Raw genomic sequence first — 23829 nt, 5'->3', positions numbered from 1 at the left:
GTTTAGCGGTAGAACAGATACTTGATCAGCGCCGCGATCAGGAGGACGACCACGACAAGGCCGAGGAGACCCGCGAGGCCCATGCTCCACATCATGGAGCTACCCATCATATCGGTCATCATCGCATCCTTCCTTCATTCGGCGGCTTCGCTAAGCGCCAGAGGTGCCTCTGCCTCGATGACCGCCTCGCTGGCGGCCGCCGACAGCCGCCATCCCTTGATCAGACCGTAGATGGCCGGGATAACGGCGAGCGTCAGGATGGTCGACGAGATCATGCCGCCGATCATCGGCACGGCGATGCGCTGCATCACCTCCGATCCCGTGCCAGTGCTCCAGAGGATCGGCACAAGACCCGCCATGATCGCAACGACGGTCATCATCTTCGGTCGCACGCGTTCGACCGCCCCGAGCATGATCGCCTCGTAGAGGTCGGATCTGGTGAAGGCGCGGCCCTGTCGTGTCCTCTCTTCCCTGACCTCGGCCATCGCCTGTTCAAGGTAGATCAGCATGACGACGCCGGTCTCCGCCGCAACACCCGCGAGCGCGATGAAGCCGACGGCGACCGCCACCGACATGTTGAAGCCGAGCCACCACATCAGCCAGATGCCGCCCACCAGTGCGAAGGGCAGCGACAGCATGACGATCAGCGTCTCGGCCAGCGCCTTGAAGTTCAGATAAAGCAGCAGGAAGATGATCAACAGCGTCACGGGGACGACAATCTTCATTCGCGCCTCAGCTCTTTCCAGATACTCGAACTGCCCGCTCCAGCCGACCGAATAGCCGGGCGGAAGCTTGACCGCTTTGGCGACCGCTTCTCGCGCCTCTGCCACGTAACCGCCGAGATCGCGCCCGGTTATGTCGACGAAGATGTAGGTGGCAAGCTGCCCGTTCTCGGTGCGGATCGAGGTGGCGCCACGGGTAAGTTCCACCTTCGCCACCTCACCGAGCGGAACCGCGCCACCGCCTGGGAGCGGCACCTGCACCTCGGTCGCGATCGCCTGCGGACTTGAGCGAAAATCGCGCGGATAGCGGACATTGACGCCATAGCGCTCGCGGCCCTCGACGGTCGTGGTCACGGTTTCGCCGCCAAGGGCGGTGGCGATGACATCCTGGACGTCGCCGACGGCCAGGCCGTAGCGGCCGAGCGTCCCGCGATCCGGCACGATGTCGAGATAGTAACCGCCGATCACCCGCTCGGCATAGGCGCTCGAGGTGCCGGGAACGGTCTTCAGGACCGTTTCGATCCGCCGGGCGATCGTCTCCATTTCATTGAGGTCCGTACCGAAGACCTTGACGCCGACCGGTGTGCGGATGCCGGTCGACAGCATGTCGATACGAGCGCGGATCGGCATGGTCCAGGCGTTCGAGACACCAGGGAACTGCAGCGCCTTGTCCATCTCGGCCCTGAGGCTGTCGATGGTCATGCCCGGACGCCATTCGCCTTTTGGCTTCAAGTTGATGATCGTCTCGAACATCTCGGTCGGCGCCGGGTCGGTGGCTGTCGCCGCGCGTCCGGCCTTGCCGTACACAGAGTTGACCTCCGGGAACGATTTGATGATGCGATCCTGCATCTGCAAAAGTTCGGCCGCCTTGGTCACCGACAGGCCCGGAAGCGTCGTCGGCATGTACATCAGCGTGCCCTCATCGAGGCTCGGCATGAATTCCGAGCCGAGCTGACGCGCCGGCCAAACGGACGCTCCGAGCACGACGAGCGCCAGCAGGATCGTCAGCGTCTTCGCCTTGAGCACACTCCGGATAACCGGTCGGTAGACCCAAATCAGGAAGCGGTTGATCGGATTCTTGTGCTCCGGAATGATCCGCCCGCGCACGAAGATCACCATCAACGCCGGCACCAGCGTCACCGAAAGGAGTGCGGCTGCCGCCATCGCGAAGGTCTTGGTGAAAGCGAGCGGACCGAACAGCCTGCCTTCCTGCGATTCCAGCGTGAAGATCGGCAGGAAGGAGACGGTGATGATCAGCAGGCTGAAGAAGAGCGCCGGTCCGACCTCGCTCGCCGCGTCAATCAGGATCTGCACGCGCGGCTTGCCAGGCGGCGCTCGTTCCAAATGCTTGTGAGCGTTCTCGATCATCACGATCGCCGCGTCGATCATCGCACCGACTGCAATCGCGATGCCCCCGAGGCTCATGATGTTGGAGCCGAGCCCGATCAGCCGCATGGCCGCAAAGGCAATCAGGATGCCGACCGGCAGCATCAGGATGGCGACAAGGGCACTGCGCAAATGCAAGAGGAAGACAACGCAGACGAGCGCGACGATGATGCTCTCCTCGACAAGCGTGTGCTTGAGTGTTTCGATAGCCGCCTCGATCAGGTGCGAGCGATCATAGACCGGAACGATCGCGGCGCCCTTCGGCAGGCTGCCGGCGATGTCGCTCAAGCGCTGCTTGACGTTGTCGATCACGCTCAGTGCATTGGCGCCAAAGCGCTGAAGGACAATGCCGCTCGCCACCTCGCCCTCGCCATTGAGCTCGGTGATGCCGCGCCGCTCGTCAGGACCGATCTCGACCAGCGCGACATCCTTGATCAGCAGCGGGGCGCCGCGTTCCGACTTGAGCACAATGTTCTCAATATCGGCCGGCGATTTGATGTAGCCGCGGCCGCGCACCATGAATTCGAACTCGGACAGTTCGAGCGTGCGCCCGCCGACATCCTGGTTGCTGGCGCGCACGGCATCGCGCACCGTCGACAGCGAGATGCCCTGGGCCCGCAGCCGCGAGGGATCGACGACGATGTTGTACTGCTTGACGAACCCGCCGACGCTTGCCACCTCGGCCACACCTTCCGCCTTCGAGGCGGCAAAGCGCACCAGCCAGTCCTGCAGCGAGCGCAGCTCGGCAAGGGTCATCTCCTTGGCGACGACGGCATATTGATAGACCCAGCCGACGCCGGTCGCATCCGGTCCAAGCCCGGGCGTGACCCCCTGTGGCAGCCGCTTAGCCGCCGCGTTCAGATATTCGAACACGCGGTTCCTCGCCCAATAGGGATCGGTCCCATCCTCGAAGATCACATAGACGAAGGAGACGCCGAAGAAGGAGAAGCCGCGCACCACCTTCGACTTCGGCACGGTCAGCATCGCCGTCGTCAGCGGATAGGTTACTTGATCCTCCACCACCTGCGGCGCCTGGCCGGGATAATCGGTGTAGACGATGACCTGAACATCGGAGAGGTCGGGGATGGCGTCGAGCGGCAGGGTCTTCAGCGCATAAAGGCCGCCCGCGACGGCAAAGGCGGTGGCGACGAAGATCAGGACGAGATTGCGCGCCGACCAGGCGATAAGGTTGGCGATCACGGCCTTCCCTCCCCAGGCTCAAGCGCATTGAGCGCCGCGTTGAGATTGCTCTCGGCATCGAGCAGGAAATTTGCCGCAACGACGACACGGTCGCCGGCCTTGAGACCTTCGGTGACCTCCGTCCGGTCTTCTCCCCGCATGCCGAGCTTGACATCGCGTGGCTCGAAGCGCCCGTCCCCGCGGTCGAGGAAAACGATCCGTCGCGTGCCGGTGTCGATGATCGCGCTGTTCGGGACCGCAACGACCGGCTCATTTTCGCCGGCGTTGATTTCGACGTCCGCATACATATTGGCAAGAAGCAGACCGTCCCGGTTGGGCAGTTCGATTCGGACCTTGGCCGTTCGCGTCTCTTCCTGGATTTGGGGATAGATCAGGGCGACGTTGCCTTTGAAAACCTTGCCCGGCAGGCTGCGCACCGTGACGTTTGCCTCGGCGCCGACCCGCATGGAATCGAGCTGATGTTCGGGCACATCTGCCACAACCCACATATGCGAGGTATCCACGATCCGGAACAAGAGATCGCCTGGCTTTGCCATCATGCCTGCCGTCGCCCCTCGCTCCATCACCACGCCGTCGGCCGGCGCGTCATAGGAGATGCGCGACGGCACCTTCAGATCGCGCCTGATTGCTGCGATCAATTCTCTCGATAGGCCGAGATTGACAAGCTTCAGCGCGCCGCCCGACCCGTCATCTGTGCTCCGTTCCATTCGCTGCTCGGTCACAAACTCCGCTCCGGCAGATGCGACCTCCTTCGAGAAGAAGCGGAACAGGCTCTGTCCTTTCGAAACCCTGTCGCCTGTGGTGACATTCGCCACGTCCTCGACAAAGGCGTCGGCACGCATGGTGACGACGTTGATCCGGCGCTCATCGATCACCACGGTTCCGGGTACGCGAATGCTGCGATCTACACGGGAAAGCCCGACCTCGGCCGTGCGTACGCCCGTCCGCTGCAGCTTGCCCGACGAAACCTTGACCGTGGAACTGTCCTCACCCTCGCCCTCGTAGACGGGGATGTAATCCATCCCCATCGGGTCCTTCTTCGGCGTCGAGGAGGTATCGGGCAGTCCCATCGGATTGCGGTAGTAGAGGATTTTCTTGTCCCCTGGCGCCGGTACGGACGTCACTTCAGCGGGCTTCGCCTTCGCCGCGTCAAAGCTGACGTCCTCACCCTGCCCGACGGCCACGAAATCCCGGCCATCAGTGGTCTTCCTCGGTGTTGCCGAATAAGCCGGACGACCGTCCGGATCGCGATAGTAGATGATTGGCCCGGATCCCGCCGGCTCGGCCTTCACGGCGGCTGCGGCGACGCTTTCGGCGCCGGCGATGGAACGAAGCCACGAAAGGTCAGGCAGCGCGACACCACGCTGCCCAGCCCAAAGGCCTCCAGCCCCCGCCGCCACGATGGCGACGAGGGTGAGGCCGGTTCGACCGGCGCGACTCATGGGATAGCCTTGAACTCGAGCTTGTTTTCGAGGGTCTCGGTCTCGCCCTGGACCTTGGCGCCGAGCGACAGCCGCCAGCCGCCAGCCATGGAGATCTGCGCCTTGAAGCGGTAGATGCCGGGCTCGACCGAGGGAAGGGCTTCGATCGGCGCCGCCATCATCTCCATGCCGTCCGGCGCCATATCGACGCGCTGCGCGAAGATGACGGCGTCGGGGACAGCCTTGCCGGAGCGTTTGTCGACAAGCCGCACGGCGATCTCAGCCTCACTGCCCTGCTTGATCTCGCTTTCGACGAGCTGGAATTCATAGTCCTGTATGCCAGCCCAGGCGTTGGATGAAAGGCCCGTGAACGTCAGGCCGATCAGCGCCGCGGCCGCCGCGGGCTTCAAAGTGAAAAGCGTCATTGTTGTTTTCCCAAATTCATCGTTGGTTCGTGCGGATGCACGGAATGGCTATGGCGCAAGGCCATGCATTCACCGCCCGGCGCCAGGCCGAACGGCTGACAGGGCCTGGAAAGGCCACGATGAACTCAGGTTCGTGGAGGTCGGTCCGGTGGCGCGCCGATCGTCGGATCGCGCATCCGATCCATGTAGCGGTCTACATTGACGGCGCGATCAGGACGAAACAGGGCGAACTCCCGTTGGGTCACTCCTGGGACGCATTTGGCCATGCAGATGGTCGCAAGCGGGCAGGACTTCTGGCAAGGCAGAGACTGTTTTTCATCCGGGCAAGACATGTCATCCGGCATTGCGCCCACGTCCGTCATCTGCGTCACTGGCTGCGCAGCCGCTGCTGCCGAGGGCGTCACCATCGGTGCGATCAGCAGGCCCAGGATCGCAACGATCGAGAGCAGGCGGGAAATGAGGGACCAACGTCTCATGGCCGGAAGACATCGCATATTGTGCGGCGCCGGAAAAGATGACCGAGCTCACATTTTCGTCAGACCGGCGCGACATATTAAACCGGCATCACTTTCTGCCATTGGGCTCGAACCAGACGGACCTTGACCAGTCCCTTTGCAGTTAATCGTGAGAATCTCCTGTCCACGATTTCAGACGGTTAAAGTCGCTCCCCGTCGCCATTCAGCCTAAGGTCGAATCTCGTCTATCGTCGAAAACTTCCATTCCGGGCGTGACCTCGTCCTCGGCCGCCATACTCGGCAAGAACTACCTGAAACAGGTCGATGTGATCATCACGGACTGGGCCACCGGGCCTGAGTTGCTCGTTTCAACGAAACGCATGGACTCCTCGTATGGCAAGAACGCACCCAACAGAATTGAGGAATCATACGGCGACGCCAAGAACCTTCGCTTGCGGCATCCGCTAGCAGCACTAGGCTTCATGTTCGGCCTCCGCTCTGACATCCTTGCACGGGAACCCAAGACCGCAGATTGGCTGTTCGACCTGCTGGTGAAGCTCGGGCGTGAGGACGATGCATACCATTCAAGTTGTCTTGTCTTAATGGAATATTCGGACGACGTGGCACTACCGGAAACCGGCGAAGAAGCCCCTACCGACGGAATACTGGAGCCCGGGCCGGAACCAGTGCCGGAACCGTCAGAGGATGAGGGACCGAAGCTCACTGACGCCACGATCGATACCATCGTTGAAGGGCTACCTAAGGTAACGATCCTCGAAGATCACACTCCTGACGAACTTTCACCGGGCCGCTTCCTCACCTCGTTGGTAACGCGTGTCCTGGCTACGACTCCTGTAAATATGCACGAGGAGGCGCGACGAAGGCGATCGTCGGTCTTACAAAAAAAATAGCCACGCCTTAACCTCGAAGCCTTGGGCGCCACCTTTCGCCGGGTACTTCGTCTATTATCGAAGCCGACATCAGAACCCCAGTATTCAAGGTTGTGGCCGATGCCTTGCGGCTCCACGCGGTCTGATGGTTCAGCAAACATATGCGTCGCTGGGCGGAACGCCGCGAATCCCGCGTCTTCACCTTGATCGCGCCTAGATGCAGATAGGGATCGATGATGTCACGCGGCCGCGCTCCTTTCGGTAAGCCGCGGCGTTTCCATGATGAAACTCGTCCCCATGTCCGTGCTGCAGCGGAAACATGGCATCGCAATCGTCGATCTCGCAAGCTCGCGCGGCGGTGACGAGACCCCGTTCCGACGTTCAGATACAAGACGCGCGGCGTCGTTTATCCCTTTGCCCATTTCCGCCACTCGTATTTCCTACAATTTCGCTGCCGTAGCGCTGCCGTTAGGATCCGGTTCTCCGATCTGAAGTGTCAAATTCGAGACAGAGCGAAATGGCAGCAAACCGAAGCATTCTTCCGGTGGTCGACAATCGTCGACTGTCATCGTCCCTGGGGACGTTGAAATCGGCGAAAGACCGCGGCGACCTTCACCCTGCACTGGATGAACTTTGCGCGCGGTACGGGCTGTCGCACATGACATTTCTTGTAGTTTGCAGCGGAGGCCCGTCGGGTTTGTACCCCTATTACTGTACGACCTATCCAGACACGTGGACCGAGATATACGTCGACAATCACTATTTCGACATAGATCCGGTGATTGACGTCGTCCGTTGGGGCTTCCTCCCGGTGGACTGGTCCACTCTCGATCGACGGTCAACACAGGTCTACCGTATATTTAAGGAAGCGCGTTCCCACGATATTGGCCCCCATGGCTTATCGATCCCTATCCGAGGTCCGAAAGGCGAACGCTGTCTCTTCTCCGTGAGCTCGAACCTGCCCAAGCGCGATTGGTCGCGGCTACGAGCTTCGATCATTCACGAGCTGCAGATCCTTTCCCAGTATCTTCATGAGGCGGTGCTTTCTGTTAGCGGCCTTCGAGAGGTCGGCCGCTATCGGAAACTCGCCAGGCGCGAGAGCCAGTGCCTTCAGCTGCTTGCAGCAGGTAGGATTTCCAAACAGATAGCAGGGGACCTGGACATCTCAGAAAATTCGGTGAAGTTGTACCTGCGGTCGGCAAGGCTCAAACTTGGTGCCTCTACAAGCCATCAGGCCGTTGCCAAAGCAAGCTTCCTCGAATTGATCCAAATCTGACCGCGCTCGATCGCATTGGCGGCCCGTGTATCGCCACAGACTTCCCCGGAGAGATCAATCTACCGATTTCGGTAGATTGGCTGCCCCCTCGCTTGAGTCCACAGATAGTGTCCGGACGAAAGGCAGATGCCGGCGTCACCCCGCCGGCTATATTGGGAGGTGGCTATGGTGAATCGACTAACAATTGAACACTGGCGAAACGCTCCTAGGCTCACATCATTCGCAGCGTTCTTCGAAAGGACCGCAAGCGGACAGGGCGGAGCACCGGACCTTGCCGAGCCGCAACTCGACATGAGCATGCTCGACTTCGATCTCGAGGGCGCGGTCTTTGCGGATACGCATCGGCGTCTTTGGGGCCATTTTGACAACCATTACTTTGCCAGCATCCCTTATAGGCTCGAAGAGGAATGCCGCCTGGGTGCAGCGATACTTTCTTTCGGCCTGAGGACCTGGGCCCGCAGCGCCTCCCCAACGACAATATACACGCTGGGCACGGGCACAGGTTGCCTTGCGCGCACGCTTGCCACGCTTGGCAATGGCCGCATCAAGGCGCTCTGCTGCAGTCCGACGGCAGCCAATCGTACATCCTTCTTTGCGAACCGGGGAAGCGAGCACGCGCACTTCTTCCACGGACCATTCTTTGAGTTGGACGACGCCCGATATGCGACCGACGAGGATCTTCTCCCATTTCGCAGCGGTTTTGACGTGCTGTTGGAGGACACGACGTTTCAGATGTACGACCGTGACCGGCTAAAGCAGCTGGAGTTCGTCGTGCCTCGCCTACGGCCTGGCGGTCTCCTCGTGCAGGTGCAGAAGCTCGCGCATGAAGACCGCGACATCTATGAGGAACGCGAGCGGCAGAAGGATGAGCTTTTCAAGTCTCGATTCTTCTCGACAGGTCACATCTCCGAGAAAAAGGATGAAGTCCTGAACACGATGACGGATCTTCAAGTCGATCTGGTAACCACGATAGCCGCTCTGAGGGCGTTTTTTCGATATTCGGTGCTAACCTGGAACAGCGGGAACTTCTACACTATCGTGTCATCCAATTCCCGGGCTTCCATGGTGGAATTGATTTCGTTGATGTTGAAGCCGGCAATTCCACCAGGCTATTGCTACGAAAATTTACCGGTCGCGATCGTCGATACCGAGGTAGAGGCGTTGGGTCCTGATCTGACGTGGCGCAGCGCGAACACCATGATGCTGCTCGCGCCGAGGCGCATGGCGTCATGAGATGACGGCAACCGCAAAGGCCGGCGAGCATTGCAGCGCAGCCGACGTGCGATGCGCGTTGTCTTCCTTGATGCCGCATCTCACCCCCTATTGGAAGCGTCCTCTTCGGGACTACGCGTCGCGTGCGTACGACGTCGAGAGATTCCATTCCGAGTGTTCTGTGCGTCGTCATGCAATGGAGGTGCTGCGCGGCTGCATCGAACGAGCGGCGCGGAGGTCCGGCTACGACCTTGAGGAAGCTCGAAGCGCCAGCTTTGAGTTGATGGCGTCACCGGTGCTCCAGACCGGTCCCCATTGTCTGCTGCTGATCGAGCCAGATGCGTTCTACACGCATCTGTTCAGTCTGATGGGCCTGACGGTCCATAGCCGCGAATGGTACATCACGTATCACGCGTCGACGGTCAGTTTCTCGGAAAAGGCAAAGAAGGGTCCCGGCTGGCTCTGGCTTCAAGATGAGCCCCTCAATGTCTTCGGCTTACCCCGGAGCCGAATGGATTCATTCAGCATCTGCGGTTTGAATGGTCCCTTTCGCTTCGCTTTTTCGAATGCCAAAGGCGATACGGCAGCAAATGCCTCTGCCGCCCGTCTCCTCGCCAAACTGCCCTCGGATGAATTTGCTTCTGCGGCCGACGCAATCAGGGCGGGCAATCAAACCCTCTGGCGCGGCACGCTCCCCTCCCCCATCAAGCTGCTTCAGCTCGATGATTTCGACATAGCAGACCTGGTCGCCGACCATCTCGACGACGCGGAGTCCTGGATGTCGGCTTGTTTCATCGGAGACGGAAAGGTTGCGGAGAGCATCCTCAACGCGATGGATAGCCTGAACAGTGGACCGTGGCAGGGTTGGGTCCGCAGAACGACCGATCTCTTCTGGCGCTCGGGACAAGGTAGGATTGTTCCGCTCCGCCTCCAGGACAACGCCCTCAGGGCCCCCGCCCCGTCGAGTTTCGAAGTGAAGTTCCGGCCGGACGTTATCGCAGCAGCGCTTCGGCAGCGAGCGATCGTGCCGAGCCTGTATACTGTATTTCTGGTGACGTCCATTTTGCCCGGCGTGAGAGCGCTTGGGGGATGTCGTCAGACGATCTACTACCCGCTTATGCGCTATCTTACCGCGGTCGGGCTTGAGCAATCAGGTAATTTCGATCTCCTGACTGAGCTGCGCGGGGACAACCGGCCCGGGCTTTGGGGCCATCGTGTCTTGAAGCCTCTCAGCGGTTATCCGTTCCGGGAGCTCGAGCTTTTCGGAGGAGCCGCGGCACCCCTTGCCGAATACGCGACGATTCCCTTGGCGCAATCGAGCGGTGACCTTGCAAGCTTTACCAGGGATCCGATTTGGGCAAACCTTTCAGAACACATCGCCAGCGGATCAATCACCTCGGGGTCCGCGGAGTGGCAGTGGTCGGGGTCGTGATCGAGGATGGCTGAGAGGCTTCCATGCTGGAGCGTCTAGTGCAACCGACACCCAGGAACTTTGTGGAGGTCGATGTGTCGATTGAAGAAGGGGCGGCGATCAGGCGCCTGTCAGTCAAGGACGTGGACGTGTTTCGCCGCATACGTCTGGAGGCGCTTTCACACGAACCGTTTTCGTTTGCGAGTGTATTTGGTGATTGGGTCCATCTCTCCGACCGCCAATGGCGCCAACATCTGGACCAGCCGGTTTTCGTCGCATTCCTGAGTGGGCAGCCCGTCGGCATGATGGGGCTCAGGTTTGAGCGAGCAAGGAAAATGGCGCATCGCGCGAAGCTCGTCAGCGTCTATGTGCGCAAATGCGAACGAGGTACCGGGATTGCGGCAAACCTCTTGCATGACGTTGCAGGGCATGCACGAGACCACGGAGTTCTGCAGCTGGAGCTTGCGGTGAATGCAGAAAATTCGGCAGCAATACACTTCTATCAACGCCACGGTTTCGTAGAGGTTGGCCGCATTCCAAACGGCTTCCAGGGTCACGGTGCGGAGAGTGACGAGTTGATCATGGTCCTGCGCTTGTAGAGACCATTTCCGCTTCGCTTCACTCCGCCAAATTTAGCGGGACGCTGGACGACGTTTGCCCCCGAGAAAAAGAGCGTACCGGGCGCCGGCCGTCCAACGGCCAGAGCCCGTGCGCGCGCGGCTTGACTGGTTAAAAGGCTAGCCGCAGGAGGCTCAGCATCGCGCCGCTCGAAGGCGGGGAACCGGGACCGACCAGCCCCGGCAAGCCGCTCCGAGTGAGGATGGTATTTTCTCGCAATCAAGAGTTCTGGCGCCTCGCCACCCGACCGCGCGGTCGCCCGCCACCTCACTAGTGGTGAAAATCTGACGCTTGGTGCCGGGGCCGAAACACTGGTTTCGATCCAACCCGGCCATTCGCAGCGCGGCCCCGGAATTTCCGGTGCTGCCCGAATACTGGGCATTTCTTATTCCTCTCGACAGGTCAGAATCGGATACGACCGTGGAGCCGTCGGAAGACTGAACTTCCCCGAATGGCCCTTCAACCACAGTCCGATGTGAATGTCGGATGGGGCGGCGTGGCAGTGGCGCAGGCTCTCTTAATCCACTACGCCACTTGGCAATGCAGCACCGGAGGGAGATTTCAGGAAGCCTCCGTTCGCCGGCCTGCGTCCTCTCCCCGGGCTGACGGAGACCGCCCTTCCGCCGCAAGCAACTGGCCCGCCATGCGTTTGGACAGCCGGACCGGCTCGGCGGTGCGGGTCATCTGTGCGACGGCGACCGCCCCCTCATGCATTAGATTGATCTCGGCTGCGATCCGCTTCGGCTCGGCCAAGCGCACCGCATGGGCGAGTTCCTCGAAATAGGCAAGCACCAGGCGCTTATGCATCAAGGCGGCGCGGAAGACCGGACCGACGCTGTCCTTGTGTTCGCCCGCCGCGCTCATGAACATGCAGCCGCGGAATTGTTTATCGCGGACCGTGGTTTCGAGAAAATCGAACGTCGCCAGAAGACGGTCGACGGGATCGCTCGCGTTCCGCTCGACAAAGGTGCGCATGGCCATGCGATCCTCCTCGTCGCGCCGTTCGAGTGCTGTCAGGATCAGGTCTTCCTTGGTTTCAAAGTGCCGGTACAGCGTCGTCTTGGCCACCCCCGCCTCGGCGATGATCAGGTCGATGCCGGTCGCGTGATAGCCATGCTCGTTGAACAGCCGGAGCGCGGTGTCGAGCAGGTGACCGCGGATTTCTGAACGGCGCATATTGTTCTCGAAACGTACAGACCTGTATTTAATCTAGCGGCGATGCGAAGCCAATGCAAGGAGCTTTCCGAGGCATTTCCTGAGACTCTTGGCTTCTCTTCGCCGTGAATCGCCCCGTCCGCTCGCGATAGCGCCAGAGGAGGGGCACTTTTGAAGAGAGCCGGAAGTCTTTCAAAAATCGCCCTTGCCAAACGATACAGATCGGTATATTTCTCTTTCTGTCGATACAGATCGGTATCGTTTATTTCGCGTCATCCGGGCGGATGGCCCACTACGGACAACCCAAGGAGAAGACAATGCCTCGTGTTCCTATCCACAGCACCGCGGCGTATCCACGCAGCCAGGCTCGAGCCGCTTCCCTCGATCTCGTCGAACACCACGGTCGGACCGTCACGGCGGCGGGCCTCTATCTTTCGCTGGTCGTGATCTATGGCTGGTTCGGGGGCATGAAGTTCACCGCTTATGAAGCGGAAGGTCTGATCGGCCTTGTCGGCAACAGCCCGTTGTTGAGCTGGACCTATTCCCTTTTCAGCGTAGGAGACTTCTCAAGCCTTCTCGGCGTGCTCGAGCTCAGCATCGGCGCGCTGATCGCGGCACGACTCGTCAACCCCGTGTACTCGCTCGTCGGCGGCTTGCTCTCGGCCGGGCTGTTCGTGACCACGCTCAGCTTCATGGCGACGACCCCCGGAGTGTTCGTGCCAGAACTCGGCCTTCCGGCCATCTCGGTCGCTCCCGGGCAGTTCCTGCTCAAGGACGTCGGCCTGTTCGCCCTCTCCTTTTGGATTGCCGGCGACTCGTTAGCGGCACTCCGCTCCACCAATGGTTGACCGAAGACGAGAGCGGAGCCCACTGGCTCCGCTCTCATCCCGTTTTTGCGTTGACAGAAACAACCATTGCCAGACCGCCACAGGCTGCGCTCGAAGAATAAAATGGCAGCCACGCCGGTCCTCACGCGTCCGCAGGCTCCCCAGCAGCCGTTGAAATCGCAGTGGCGGCGATCAATAAAAATCCTTGGACGTGTGTCTGAAACTGGAGCGGTGCGCGAGGCCGTTTGCCGAATGAGCGAATTTCTCATCAACATATCAGACATGGGTCCTGTCGCCGCCAGCTTGGAGACCAGGGCGAGTATGGCTTTGATCGCGGCGCTGGGATTTGTTCTGGGTTTCGCGATGAACCGGGGATCGATCTGCACCGTCACCGCCACGAGGGAGTTGGTATCGGAGAGGAGGCCGGCGCGATTCATCGCTTTGATCGAATGCGCCGCCTGGGCGGCCCTTGTCTACGCAATCGTCGAAACGGCACCGAAGACGCAGGAGGGTTGGTCGCCACTCGGCTACCTGGTTCCTGCGGCCATTTTTCTTGGGCTCGGCACCTATGTGAACGGCGCTTGTGTGTTCGGGTCTGTTGGGCATATCGGAAACGGCGAACTCGGATTCGCATTCACGTTTCTCGGCATGTATGCGGTCGTATACTGCGAAGCCCTGCTTGATCTGCTTCCGCATCAGCCGCCGACAAGTGCTCCCCCATCGTTCGAATTGGCGCTGCTCGCGCTTGCATTGTTGGCCATCGTGGCTCTAAGGCTCGCCATTTCACGGAGATCCGAGTCAAATTTCCGGCAGTTGACGCTGGTGATGGGGGCGATCGGCATCACCTCGGCGATCCTGACGATCCTTGCGCCTGGGTTCTCGATCAGTGCATCCGTTGGACCGATCGCTTCGATACCGGTCGCGAGCGCCTTGATTTCAGTCTGCATGTTCGGCGGCAGTCTTGTCTCGGCGAGACTTAGAAGGCATGGATTTTTACTGGAATGGCCGACAATGGCGACCATCGTCCGGAGAACGCTTGCGGGCATTCTCATGGGATTGGGGGCGCTCCTCATTCCCGGTGGAAACGACACGCTGCTGCTGATTGGTTTCCCGACCGGGGCCTGGCAGGCGGCGCTCGCATACGTGCTATTCGTCGCGACGCTGGCCGCACTCATTGTCAAGTTCGGTTCAATGGCAAGACCTTGGTCATGAAGCCGAAGGACGTCTGGGCCATCCGGACCCGCCTCCAGATATTGGGTGCAGTGCGCGACCTGGGCCCTGTTCAATCTGGCGATCGACGCCAAATTGCGAGTGACCTGGTCGCGATCTCAATTGCTGATGTTTCCGGAAGGGTTCGCGACCGCGCGATCATCACTCATGCTAAAAACCGGCCGACCAGTGCAGTTCGAACTGACCGATCGAACACGGGAGGCTGTCGCTGCATACATTGGAAGTCGCAGGCTCGGTGAACGGGATTACCTATTTCCGTGCCGCGTGCACAAATTTGCCGCATCTGTCGACGCGGCGATGCAGCAGGGTTGTCGAAAGGTGGGTGTCGAGCCTCGGGCTTGATCCCAAACGCCGCCCACCCTTGAACGCGTCCACCCAGTAGCTGAAGCACAGATTCGCGGGACCCTCCGGCGCATCGGGCTGGGGGCGGCAAACCGCTTCGAACCCGCGCTGCGGCATTGTCGGCTCGCATTCCGGCGTAGAAGGGGCTGAGTCCGCGGTAAAGGGGATCTGGCGCTTCAAGATTTGCTTATCGTGCTGTGGAGCAGCCATTTCTCGCCGCTCGCCAGCTACACGTCGAGCGCCTTCAATGACCTTGGCCGTGACCTCGTCCTGCATGGCAAAGGCGCGACATGGAGAAGCAACCGGAGGTGCAACAGGAGCGGATTTCCTTCGAGCCGGCTGGGCCGCATTCGGCTACTCGGATCCGGTCCCCGTGCCTTCGGCGCGCTTCCAGACACTTGCGCCGTGGTTGATCGAACCTTCTCTTCCCAGCGGCGCCTGGGGGCACCTGCACGCCCGATCATGCGAGCACGACTGCAAGGGCTCGAGGCTGAACCATTAATGCTTGTCGCCCAAAAGGGCGCCGCAGGCATTGGGCAACGACATGCACAAAAAGAGAGATCTAACGCGTCGCATGGACACGTTTGAACGCGACGCGCATTAGCAGAATGTCCGGTACCGGGCGCCATTAAGCCCTTCGGGGAACCACGCCCAGCTGACCTATTGCAGATCGCTCGCTTCTGCGTAGATCGCGGCGAGCGCCTCAAACCCAGCTTGATCCTCGGCAGCGAAACGGCCGGGTATCGGACTGTCGAGATCGAGCACGCCGAAAACTCTGCCGTACTTGATCAGCGGCACCACCAACTCCGAACGGGAGGCAGCGTCACAGGCGATATGTCCGGGAAATTCATGAACGTCTGGAACCAGCATCGCGCGTGCTTGCGCGACGGCAGTGCCGCAAACGCCCTTGCCCACAGCTATGCGCACACAGGCGACTCTCCCCTGAAACGGGCCGAGCACCAGCTCGTTTTCGGATTTCAGGAAATAGAATCCTGCCCAGTTCAGGTCGGGTACCAGGTCGAAAACCAACGCGGAGAGGTTGGCAGCGTTGGCGATCGCGTCACGCTCTCCTTCGAGAAGGCCGCGCAGCTGGGTTGCGAGCTCGCGATAGAAGGAGCCTTTGTCGTCCTGAGCGATGCTTCTCGTAACATACATGTTGCAGTCCTCAATCCTTCAAATGCGACCATGCCATCTGACAACCATGCACACTATCGGACCGCTCCTCAATGCCCCGCAAGCAAACGGGGCTATGGTCTCCAGAATGGTACCAGGACGCGCTGGTCGTCCTGACGCTGACGCGCGATGCTTCGAACTCGGCCGAACGTGAGGAACTCGTGAAGTTCACGCTGCTGCCCGGGACGCACCAATATCGTCAAAGCCGGGCCGGCTGAAAACTCACGGTTGGGTAGCGATACAGGATAATTTCTATGTGTTGCCTAGGTAACGTCAGCGGCTAACCCATTGGTTTGCAACAGGCCACGTTACATCACAGGCAACGTGCCGTTCACTTGCTTCGGTTGCGGAACGTTCGCGCCCCGCTTTGCACATTGCCGCGCAAGGAGCTGGAAAGCGCGTGTGCCATGACTGGCCGGCAATGCCGCCGTGCTTGGGTTTGCAACGCATCAAAGGGCTGCGAAATTAATGAAGCTCGCGCATAAGGCGGCAAATCGCGCGTTGACGCGTGATATCGAACCCGCCGAGGCAAAGGGCGGGCGGCCAAGGCTAGAGGACCGCCTCCCCAAGTTTCCCGCAAGCAAGCAATTCTCGATACCGGGCTTTAGCTGGACCGAGGCAAAACCATGTAGCGGTTTGCCCCGCGCCGATATCCCACCAAGCATCAAAAAAGCCCCAGCCAGAGGGGGGAAGCCGGGGCTTCTCTAAGATCTCGCCCTGCAGTCGCGCTTTCGGGAGGGGCCGGGCGCGACGCGGGCGATACGGGCAGAACATTTCCCGTGTCTATTATTATGTCGCCGAGAGAGCGCCATTGAAACAGTGAAAATTAGGGGATCAGATAGCGAAATTTAGGGGAGGAAGCCCGGATACAGGTCGGCGAAGGTTGCGCGCACGCAGAGAGGCCGACCGATTGGATAAGTCTGGACGGCCACAGGAGCGCGTTACAGTGCCGTGGTCACGTTGGCCGCCTGGGTCATTACAGGCGCAGCGCAAGCCGCTGGTTGGCGAGCCTACGTCGAGGCTCGAGGCGAAGGCCGGGAACCGGGATCGACTCGCCCCGGCAGGCCGCTCCACTGGCCCGAGGATGACATCGTTCGCAATGAAGACTTCTGGTCGCTCGCCCACCCGACCGCGCGGTCGCCCGTCACCTCACTACGAACACAAAACCATAGCCCTGATTGAGTACGGACCTTAGTCGGCGTGTCGGCATCAAGCGATTGTTCATAGTGCGTCGAGAACGTCTGGATTCGGCCCCGATCCAGTCGTTCTCGCCACGCCTTTTGAATGACCGCTGTGCGCCCTCAATCGCGCCGTTCATGGCCGTTGTCGAGAATCCCGGAAGCCGCCATTCCTTCATATGTCAGTCGCAAGCAATTGCACGAAGGCTGACGACCACTGGAGGCGCAACCTCGGCGTCGACAAGTGCCGTGACAACAACAAGCTCGTCACTCATGACCACTGTCGACTCGAAGCGGCCACTGCCAGCTAGAGCGGTGAACGGCCGCGGTGAGCCCGAAGCAGTCGTTCGCCCGTGAATCGACGGTCGGCAACGCGCGTCTTGGCCGAGTTGTCAGGCAGCCTCCGCAAGAAGAATAGCCCAAATGGTGAATGACAGGCTCACTAGAAGAACGAGTGGCGAATTACTGTATTTCTCGTCTCCGCAGTCCTCCTCAGGGCCTAGTCGAGGTGGTTCAGCGTGACCACGCCCGTTTCGGCGGCAACCCCGGCAAGTGCGATGAAGCACCAACAAATTGGCGCTTGGGGCGGTCGACTGAGTCTTATTTTCAAGACGGCGGCCCGCCAAGTAACCTCCTGATGACATCACCGCCATCGGAATCGAAGCACCGGCCATGGCTGAGCACAATGCGCTCCGGCCGCCAGGAACGGATTTTCGCGAACGCCGCCTCGGCCCTTCGCCGTTGCAATAACAGGGGCAGCCGCATGCCGAAGAATATTTGCCCGCGGGGATGGTACATTCCACTCAGTTTTGTTGCCGTTCGCCAAGGCTCGGGCATCTTGTCCAACTCGATGTTGATGATCGTGTCTGTCAGGATCAGCGTTCTCGACGCCCTGTGATAGAAGATGAACTCCTTGAAATATCCGCCCGGAAACAGCGTCTGGTCGATGTCTTGCCGCCATTCCTCGGGCGGATTTAATTCGAGGTCCCGCGCAAACGTGACATCGTTGCGCCGGGCGCGCGCCCTTTGGCGCACACGCGGCGAAGCCCAGGTGATCGCATCGGGAAAGACCTTGGACCACTCCCCGATATGAGCATAGTGAAATTGGTTGGGAGAGACGAGATGACGGATTGCGCCCATCCGTTGCAGCTCGCCTGCCAACGCCTCCGCGAACTTGATCGGCGAGTGCAGGAATAGACTACCGTCCGAAAGACGCACAACGGTCATCCGGGTCGTGAAAGGCAGCGGCAGCCTGACGCCACCCACGGTCAGGTATTCGAATGGTCCATCGACTATCCCGATATTCAGGCCCATCGGCTTGTAGACGTTGATCGGCTCGTAGAGAGAGGCACCCACGGGTCATCTCCTAGATTACCTTCTTGAACCGAATATGTCTGATCGCGCGAGACCTGCAACCGGTCCGAATTCAGCCGCTGAGCGGGAGGCGTTAAGGCAGACAACGCGCCGCTATGAGATGGTCTGCAACGCACGATCCAAACGGTCTCTGTAAAGTGCGGCGGCGGGAACGACCGCAAAAACGCATCCGATCGCAACGAGTCCCGCTGCCAGCGACACTTCTTGGAGACCAATCGAGGGTGAGAGTGCCACGCCAGTCTGACTTGCAACAAACAGCCCAGCTAGGTAGGAGCCCCCGAATCCGACTATGAGGCCGGCAGTCGCGCCAGTGGCGACGATGGTCACGACGTAGAGCCAGATGCAGGCGAACACATAGGCCTTGGGCGCTCCGAGCGCCCTGAGCACGGCGAAACGACGCCTGTGGACGCGCAGCAGGACGATCACGCAGGCGATCACCGCGGCGATGACGAGAGCCTGCGTGCCACCAGCGAGCGCCGTCATCATCACGCGAATGTCGCCAAGCACCTGACAGAGCCCGACCACCAAGGTCGTCGCATGCCCGGCGAGGACGAGCGACAGATCGCCCGTTGGAGAGCTATTCGCCGCCATCTCGCTCAGCTTCGCCGAGCCTGCGAGCCTGGGGATTGCTGGTGCCGGCCGCGTCAGCGCCAGGCTCTGCTGCATTGGGCATATGACAGCCGTTCGATTTAGCTACAATGCCGCTGCCGTGCTGAAAAACGTCCGGTATCTTGGTCGCGAGGCTAGAAGCTGCCGGGCAGCACAGGGCGCACCACGGCCGTCGCAGCCGAGTTGACCGGGCGCGCATTCCACCCCGCTGCGGATCTGAACCGGCAAGGGTCAACCCCTGCGGTCTTACGCGAGTGCGATCCCGCGAGATCGCTCAACGCTTCCACGAATTACTGGACTCTCTCGGTATCGGTGCACATTATGGAAATATGGGCGGTGAAAACCACAGCGGGAGTGCAGGCGGCGCAAGCCAGCGCTTTGGTTTGGCTGGGCTTGCCGAAGCGATCGTCGAGACGCTCGATCAGCCGCTGCTGATCCTCGATGTCAACCTCACCGTCATGGACGTCAACTCCGCATACTGCGAAACGTTCGGCGTCACCGCCGAGGAGACGCGCGGTCAGCCGATTTACAGGCTGGGCAATGGACAATGGCACATTCCCGAGCTTCGCCGGCTCCTCGAGCAGATCCTGTCCGAGCGCACGACGGTGAAAGGCTACCGGATCGAGCACAAGTTCGCCGATATCGGCAAGCGGGTCATGATCCTGAACGCCCGCAGAATAGCGGCCGATAACGGGCGGGCGGAACTGATCCTGCTCACGGTCTCTGATCGGACGGAAGCCGAGCAAGCCCGGTTCGAGCTCGAAGGGCATCGAGAGTTCCAGGAAAAGCTGATTGATAGCGTTCGCGAGGGACTCCTGGTGCTTGACTGGGATCTGAAAGTCGTCCGGGCGAACCAGACGTTCTATGACTTGTTTCAGGTCTCTCCTTCCCACACCGAGGGCCGGCTGGTGTACGAACTTGGCAACCGGCAATGGGACATTCCGAGACTGAGGCAGCTCTTGGAAGATGTTCTTCCCGACAACAATGCTTTCGATGATGTCGAGGTGGAGCACGAGTTCGAAACGATAGGACGGCGCATCATGATCCTCAATGGCCGCCGTCTCGATCATCTCGACCTAATCCTGCTGGCGATACGCGACGTCACCCAACAACGCCTGTTAGAGGCGCAGCAACGAACGTTGATGGGCGAACTGCATCACCGGGTAAAGAACGTCTTGGCGAGCGTGAGCGCGCTGGCAAATCGCAGCCTAAAAGAAAGTCAATCTCTGGATGAGTTTCGCGACAGATTTGCAAGTCGCTTAGGCGCCTTCTCCAGGACCCAGGACCTGCTGATGCGCGCACCTGAACGCGGCGTCCTAATGGCTGAGGTTGTGCGCCTGGAGTTGGTGGCCCAGGGCGGTCATGAGGGAGAAAACGTCCAACTTGACGGCCCAGACGTCACCCTGTCGCGTGAGGCCACGCAAGCTTTTGCCATGGCGATCCATGAGCTGACCACCAATGCTGTAAAGCACGGTGCCTGGGCCTCCCCCGAGGGCCGGGTGAAGGTAACTTGGACAGCGCACCGCGAAGGCAATGCGACACTTGTTAGTTTTCGCTGGCGAGAGATTGGCCGCAAGATCGATACAGCTCCCGCTCGTAAGGGTTACGGATCGCGGGTTCTGGCGGAACTGTTCAGCCACTCGCTGGACGGCACGTCCAAATTGACGCTTCATCCTGACGGCGCCGAGTTCATTGCAGGGTTTAAGCTGCAGGACTAGTATTCGGTTCCTGCGCCTCTTGCCAGCCACGATAGGGACGGCCTTCCAACCTGCTACGACCTAGTCTGAAGAGGAAAGTTCGACCCAGTGCGGCCATGCGCTGTAGTACCCGGAATTTCCGGTGCCGGCCCTAAGCGGTCATGCAATGCTGCCGCGCCACTGTCGGCTTCTCGGCTTTTGGTATATATTAGGGAGGAGACACACTCTTTTGTCGCCAGCAGACAGGGACAGCCCTAATGGTCTCCGTCCGATATATCGTCGTCGGCGTTGACGACGCGGTCGCGTTCTATCGAGACAACCTCGATTTCAAGCTCGACAAGCACAATCCGGGCAAATTTGCCGCGCTCGTGCGCGACGAACTAACGCTTTATCTCAGCGCCCCAGGTGCAGGAAGCGGAGGCCAGGCCGGCGGCAATCCGAAGCCGGGCGGGTGGAACCGGTTTATGATCATCACGAGCGAACTCGATGCGCTGATTGAGCGATTGCGCCGGGCTGGTGCAAGTTTCCGGGGCGAGGTAAGTGACGGCGGTGCCGGTCGTGCTATCCTGCTTGAAGATCCGTCGGGCAACATCGTAGAGTTGTTCGAGTTCAAGTAGGATCGAGACAGCCGCAATCCGCCCCAAAGCGCCAAGCTGGACGTCCGTTGTTGGCGCTTCTGGTCCATTCAGGCCCAGGCGCGTCAACGCGAACGTTCCACCCGACTGCGACGGTATCTGAACCTGACAGAACGACCCGAAGCCGTCATTCACATTTTTCATTTCCTCTGACCTAGGTCTGAATCGGATGCGGCGGCTGAGCCCTCGGGATACTGAACTCCTCGCAATCGCCGTCGCGCGGAATTCACCGTCGGACCGAAGGCGAGGCCACGCCTGCAAACATCGAGTTGGCCGCTTGGTGTTCGCAGTAAGGCAGAGCTTTTCCCTCGCTAGCGGTACGGACAAGGCGTATAGTTGTTGATTGTTGCGGGCACTTCAGATCAAGCGATACAGACCTTTGGCTTGAGGTCAGGCGGACTCTACATTCGTAATAGCTTGGGCCGCTCACCGGCGTGGGCTTCCTGTTGAAATAGTCTTTCGCGCGATTCTGACGGGTATCTTCCTTCTTATTGGAGAGGGAGCGTTCCGATGCAGATCATCCAGAGCCGCCGCTCTTTTCTGGCCAGCGTAGCGGCAGCTGGCGCCGCTGGTCTGACCGGCGCAGCATCGTTTGCGGCCGGGGCGCCATTGGAAACCAGCACCATCCGATTGGCAAAGATCAGGGGCATCTGCATCGCCCCCCAGTACGTCGCCGAGGAGCTGCTGCGTTTGGAGGGGTTCACTGACATCCGCTACGTGATGGCGGAAGCAGGCTACGAGCAATCCGAGAAGATCGCGCGCGGTGATGTGGATTTCAGCTTGAACTTCGCTGCACCACTTGCCCTTGCGATCGATGCGGGTGACCCGATCACCCTTCTGGCGGGCGTGCATCCGGGCTGCTTCGAGCTGTTCGGAGACGAAAGCATTCGCGGCATCACAGACCTGAAGGGCAAAACTGTAGGCATACAAGGCCTGGGCTCAACGCCGCACGTGTTCGTGACCAGCATGGCGGCCTATGTCGGGCTTGACCCACAAAAGGACATCCGCTGGGTGACCGATCCTTCCGTCAGGCCCATGGAGCTTTTCATCAAAGGAAAAGTCGACGCGTTCCTCGGTTTTCCACCCGAACCCCAGGAACTGCGCGCCCGCAACATCGGCCACGTGGTCGTAAACAGTGCCATCGATCGTCCCTGGTCTCAGTACTTCTGTTGCATGCTGGCTGGCAATGCGGACTTCGTTCGGAACAACCCTGTCGCCACCAAGCACGTGTTGCGCGCCATTCTCAGGGCGGCAGACCTCTGCGTCGCCGAGCCGCGGCGCGTCGCGCGCCAGATCGTCGATGGCGGATTCACCGACAACTATGATTATGCGCTGCAGACGATGAGCGAGGTGCCTTACGGCAAATGGCGCGACTACGATCCCGAGGACACGATTCGGTTTTACGCCCTGCGGCTGCACGAGTCCGGCATGGTCAAGTCGAGCCCGCAAGAAATCATTGCCAACGGTACCGATTGGCGCTTCCTCAACGAGGTGAAACGCGAGCTGAAGACGTAAGCGGTGGCCGCCGCGCTCTTTCGAAAGGAAGGAGGTCCCCAATGCAGATCATTCAAAATCGTCGCACTTTTCTGGCCGGTGTGACGGCGGCCGTAAGTGCAGAGCTGCTCAAAGTCCGGCCGTCCAGCGCCGCTGCGGAACCGGCCCCGGAAACGACCACCGTTCGTCTGGGCCGGTTCACCGATGGCCCTTACTGCTGGGCAGCGCTCTTCCTCGCGGGCGAGCTGATGCGCGCCGACGGGATAACCGATGTCCGATACGTGTCGGGCGACTCGACCGTCGACAACACCGAGTGGCTCACCTCCGCCGTCACGGACTTCGATTTCAATATGCCCTCGATGCATATCCGCAGCATCGAGTCCGGCGCGCCCATCAAGATGCTCACCGGTGTGCACACTGGTTGCTGGGAGCTGCGGGGCAATGACCGCGTCAACAGCATTGCCGACCTGAGGGGCAAGCGGGTCGGGATTTGGGCCTTCGACGACCACCCACACGTTTTCCTCAGCCTTATGATTAACTATGTGGGGCTCGATCCGGTTCGCGAGATCGAATGGGTGCTGGGCGCCTCTCCGATGCAGGATTTCATCGACGGCAAAGTCGATGCTTTCCTTGCCGGCACCACCGAGTTCCCGAAAATCCGGGCGGAAAGGATTGGCCACACGATCGCCGACAACGGAGTCGATCGACCTTGGTCGCAATATTACTGCTGCATGGTCGCGGGCAGGACGGATTACATTAACAGGTATCCTGCCGCGACCAAGCGCATCCTGCGCGCCATTCTGAAGTCCGTGGACTTCTGCGCGTCAGACCCCGCTGGAGCGGCGCACGCGCTGGTCGAACGAGGCTTCCTGTCGAGCTACGACATCGCACTAACAACGCTGCAAGAGACCGGCCACGATAGGTGGCGCGAATACGACGCCGAGGACTCGGTGCGCTTCTACGCGTTGCGCATGCAGGAGACGGGCATGATCAAATCGAGCCCCCAGCAAATCATTGCCGAGGGTACGGACTGGCGCTTCCTCAACGAGTTGAAACGCGAGCTGAAGACGTAAGCGGGTGGTCGGCGCGCTCGTCGAAG

At 60.2% G+C, this 23829-nt stretch carries 19 protein-coding genes and 1 pseudogene; 12 read left to right on the top strand and 8 right to left on the bottom strand.

The genetic code is table 11. From position 1 onward, the window contains the following. Positions 1-134: 134 nt before the first annotated feature. The 4 genes from FKV68_RS21195 to FKV68_RS21180 form a co-directional block, all read right to left on the bottom strand. Entirely contained in the window at positions 135-3308 is a 3174-nt protein-coding gene (locus tag FKV68_RS21195) for an efflux RND transporter permease subunit (protein WP_180941610.1), read from the bottom strand. Beyond that, a complete protein-coding gene (locus FKV68_RS21190; RefSeq protein WP_180941609.1) occupies positions 3305-4750 on the bottom strand; it encodes an efflux RND transporter periplasmic adaptor subunit in 1446 nt (481 codons plus the stop codon). Before FKV68_RS21190 ends, FKV68_RS21195 begins: the two co-directional genes overlap by 4 nt. Then, a complete protein-coding gene (locus tag FKV68_RS21185; protein ID WP_180941608.1) occupies positions 4747-5154 on the bottom strand; it encodes a FixH family protein in 408 nt (135 codons plus the stop codon). Before FKV68_RS21185 ends, FKV68_RS21190 begins: the two co-directional genes overlap by 4 nt. 125 nt (positions 5155-5279) lie before the next feature. Continuing rightward, entirely contained in the window at positions 5280-5630 is a 351-nt protein-coding gene (locus FKV68_RS21180) for a Rossmann-fold NAD(P)-binding domain-containing protein (protein WP_245181758.1), read from the bottom strand. Between the two features lie 155 nt (positions 5631-5785). On the opposite strand from FKV68_RS21180, the pseudogene FKV68_RS21175 reads away from it, so the two are divergent. The 5 genes and pseudogenes from FKV68_RS21175 to FKV68_RS21155 form a co-directional block, all read left to right on the top strand. Then, positions 5786-6520: pseudogene (locus FKV68_RS21175) on the top strand (hypothetical protein); the annotation flags it as partial. Positions 6521-7043: 523 nt separating this feature from the next. Beyond that, positions 7044-7775, top strand: a complete 732-nt coding sequence (locus FKV68_RS21170; protein WP_180941946.1) for a helix-turn-helix transcriptional regulator — start codon at positions 7044-7046, stop codon at positions 7773-7775. Between the two features lie 165 nt (positions 7776-7940). Continuing rightward, the gene (locus FKV68_RS21165; protein WP_180941607.1) at positions 7941-9008 is read left to right on the top strand and encodes a class I SAM-dependent methyltransferase; all 1068 of its coding nucleotides are present in this window, start codon (positions 7941-7943) and stop codon (positions 9006-9008) included. Positions 9009-9183: 175 nt separating this feature from the next. Then, positions 9184-10419, top strand: a complete 1236-nt coding sequence (locus FKV68_RS21160; RefSeq protein ID WP_180941945.1) for a hypothetical protein — start codon at positions 9184-9186, stop codon at positions 10417-10419. A 23-nt stretch (positions 10420-10442) separates the two neighbouring features. Next, complete coding sequence (locus tag FKV68_RS21155; protein WP_180941606.1) at positions 10443-10997, top strand: GNAT family N-acetyltransferase; 555 nt, start codon at positions 10443-10445, stop codon at positions 10995-10997. Positions 10998-11577: 580 nt separating this feature from the next. On the opposite strand, the gene FKV68_RS21150 is transcribed toward FKV68_RS21155, so the two are convergent. Next, the gene (locus tag FKV68_RS21150; RefSeq protein ID WP_180941605.1) at positions 11578-12192 is read right to left on the bottom strand and encodes a TetR/AcrR family transcriptional regulator; all 615 of its coding nucleotides are present in this window, start codon (positions 12190-12192) and stop codon (positions 11578-11580) included. A 296-nt stretch (positions 12193-12488) separates the two neighbouring features. On the opposite strand from FKV68_RS21150, the gene FKV68_RS21145 reads away from it, so the two are divergent. Continuing rightward, positions 12489-13019: a YkgB family protein gene (locus FKV68_RS21145; RefSeq protein WP_180941604.1), complete on the top strand. Its 531-nt coding sequence runs from the start codon at positions 12489-12491 to the stop codon at positions 13017-13019. A 300-nt stretch (positions 13020-13319) separates the two neighbouring features. Then, positions 13320-14210: a YeeE/YedE thiosulfate transporter family protein gene (locus FKV68_RS21140; RefSeq protein WP_245181761.1), complete on the top strand. Its 891-nt coding sequence runs from the start codon at positions 13320-13322 to the stop codon at positions 14208-14210. Between the two features lie 1020 nt (positions 14211-15230). Here the strand turns inward: FKV68_RS21140 and FKV68_RS21135 are convergent. After that, positions 15231-15725 (bottom strand): GAF domain-containing protein, encoded by a 495-nt coding sequence (locus FKV68_RS21135; RefSeq protein ID WP_180941602.1) that lies wholly within the window; start codon positions 15723-15725, stop codon positions 15231-15233. A 71-nt stretch (positions 15726-15796) separates the two neighbouring features. Between FKV68_RS21135 and FKV68_RS21130 the strand changes: the two genes are divergently transcribed. After that, a complete protein-coding gene (locus FKV68_RS21130; RefSeq protein WP_180941601.1) occupies positions 15797-15961 on the top strand; it encodes a hypothetical protein in 165 nt (54 codons plus the stop codon). A gap of 1566 nt (positions 15962-17527) precedes the next feature. Here the strand turns inward: FKV68_RS21130 and FKV68_RS21125 are convergent. Both FKV68_RS21125 and FKV68_RS21120 read right to left on the bottom strand, forming a co-directional pair. Continuing rightward, the gene (locus FKV68_RS21125) at positions 17528-18277 is read right to left on the bottom strand and encodes a DUF4336 domain-containing protein (protein WP_180941600.1); all 750 of its coding nucleotides are present in this window, start codon (positions 18275-18277) and stop codon (positions 17528-17530) included. 111 nt (positions 18278-18388) lie between these two features. Beyond that, positions 18389-18778 carry an FtsX-like permease family protein gene (locus tag FKV68_RS21120; RefSeq protein WP_245181762.1) on the bottom strand — a complete coding sequence of 130 codons (390 nt, stop codon included), beginning with the start codon at positions 18776-18778 and terminating at the stop codon, positions 18389-18391. 455 nt (positions 18779-19233) lie between these two features. On the opposite strand from FKV68_RS21120, the gene FKV68_RS21115 reads away from it, so the two are divergent. From FKV68_RS21115 to FKV68_RS21100, 4 genes are all read left to right on the top strand, one after another. Continuing rightward, positions 19234-20622 (top strand): sensor histidine kinase, encoded by a 1389-nt coding sequence (locus FKV68_RS21115; RefSeq protein WP_180941598.1) that lies wholly within the window; start codon positions 19234-19236, stop codon positions 20620-20622. A gap of 236 nt (positions 20623-20858) precedes the next feature. Next, a complete protein-coding gene (locus FKV68_RS21110; protein ID WP_180941597.1) occupies positions 20859-21218 on the top strand; it encodes a VOC family protein in 360 nt (119 codons plus the stop codon). Positions 21219-21746: 528 nt separating this feature from the next. After that, positions 21747-22751 carry an ABC transporter substrate-binding protein gene (locus FKV68_RS21105; protein ID WP_180941925.1) on the top strand — a complete coding sequence of 335 codons (1005 nt, stop codon included), beginning with the start codon at positions 21747-21749 and terminating at the stop codon, positions 22749-22751. Between the two features lie 41 nt (positions 22752-22792). Then, a complete protein-coding gene (locus FKV68_RS21100; RefSeq protein WP_180941924.1) occupies positions 22793-23803 on the top strand; it encodes an ABC transporter substrate-binding protein in 1011 nt (336 codons plus the stop codon). Positions 23804-23829: the final 26 nt, after the last annotated feature.

The sequence above is a fragment of the Sinorhizobium mexicanum genome (assembly GCF_013488225.1).
In the GTDB taxonomy this organism is placed as follows: domain Bacteria; phylum Pseudomonadota; class Alphaproteobacteria; order Rhizobiales; family Rhizobiaceae; genus Sinorhizobium; species Sinorhizobium mexicanum.
Note: the sequence above shows the minus strand (reverse complement) of the source record. Positions and strands in the feature narration are given on the sequence as shown.

Bases quoted from the DNA above. Each gene is read 5' to 3' on its own strand.
- FKV68_RS21105 (WP_180941925.1), top strand. From the start codon at position 21,747: ATGCAGATCATCCAGAGCCGCCGCTCTTTTCTGGCCAGCGTAGCGGCA.
- FKV68_RS21145 (WP_180941604.1), top strand. From the start codon at position 12,489: ATGCCTCGTGTTCCTATCCACAGCACCGCGGCGTATCCACGCAGCCAG.
- FKV68_RS21115 (WP_180941598.1), top strand. From the start codon at position 19,234: ATGGGCGGTGAAAACCACAGCGGGAGTGCAGGCGGCGCAAGCCAGCGC.
- FKV68_RS21165 (WP_180941607.1), top strand. From the start codon at position 7,941: ATGGTGAATCGACTAACAATTGAACACTGGCGAAACGCTCCTAGGCTC.
- FKV68_RS21135 (WP_180941602.1), bottom strand. From the start codon at position 15,725: ATGTATGTTACGAGAAGCATCGCTCAGGACGACAAAGGCTCCTTCTAT.
- FKV68_RS21180 (WP_245181758.1), bottom strand. From the start codon at position 5,630: ATGAGACGTTGGTCCCTCATTTCCCGCCTGCTCTCGATCGTTGCGATC.
- FKV68_RS21110 (WP_180941597.1), top strand. From the start codon at position 20,859: ATGGTCTCCGTCCGATATATCGTCGTCGGCGTTGACGACGCGGTCGCG.
- FKV68_RS21190 (WP_180941609.1), bottom strand. From the start codon at position 4,750: ATGAGTCGCGCCGGTCGAACCGGCCTCACCCTCGTCGCCATCGTGGCG.
- FKV68_RS21150 (WP_180941605.1), bottom strand. From the start codon at position 12,192: ATGCGCCGTTCAGAAATCCGCGGTCACCTGCTCGACACCGCGCTCCGG.
- FKV68_RS21160 (WP_180941945.1), top strand. From the start codon at position 9,184: ATGGAGGTGCTGCGCGGCTGCATCGAACGAGCGGCGCGGAGGTCCGGC.
- FKV68_RS21100 (WP_180941924.1), top strand. From the start codon at position 22,793: ATGCAGATCATTCAAAATCGTCGCACTTTTCTGGCCGGTGTGACGGCG.
- FKV68_RS21185 (WP_180941608.1), bottom strand. From the start codon at position 5,154: ATGACGCTTTTCACTTTGAAGCCCGCGGCGGCCGCGGCGCTGATCGGC.
- FKV68_RS21130 (WP_180941601.1), top strand. From the start codon at position 15,797: ATGCCCCGCAAGCAAACGGGGCTATGGTCTCCAGAATGGTACCAGGAC.
- FKV68_RS21120 (WP_245181762.1), bottom strand. From the start codon at position 18,778: ATGACGGCGCTCGCTGGTGGCACGCAGGCTCTCGTCATCGCCGCGGTG.
- FKV68_RS21140 (WP_245181761.1), top strand. From the start codon at position 13,320: ATGGCTTTGATCGCGGCGCTGGGATTTGTTCTGGGTTTCGCGATGAAC.
- FKV68_RS21155 (WP_180941606.1), top strand. From the start codon at position 10,443: ATGCTGGAGCGTCTAGTGCAACCGACACCCAGGAACTTTGTGGAGGTC.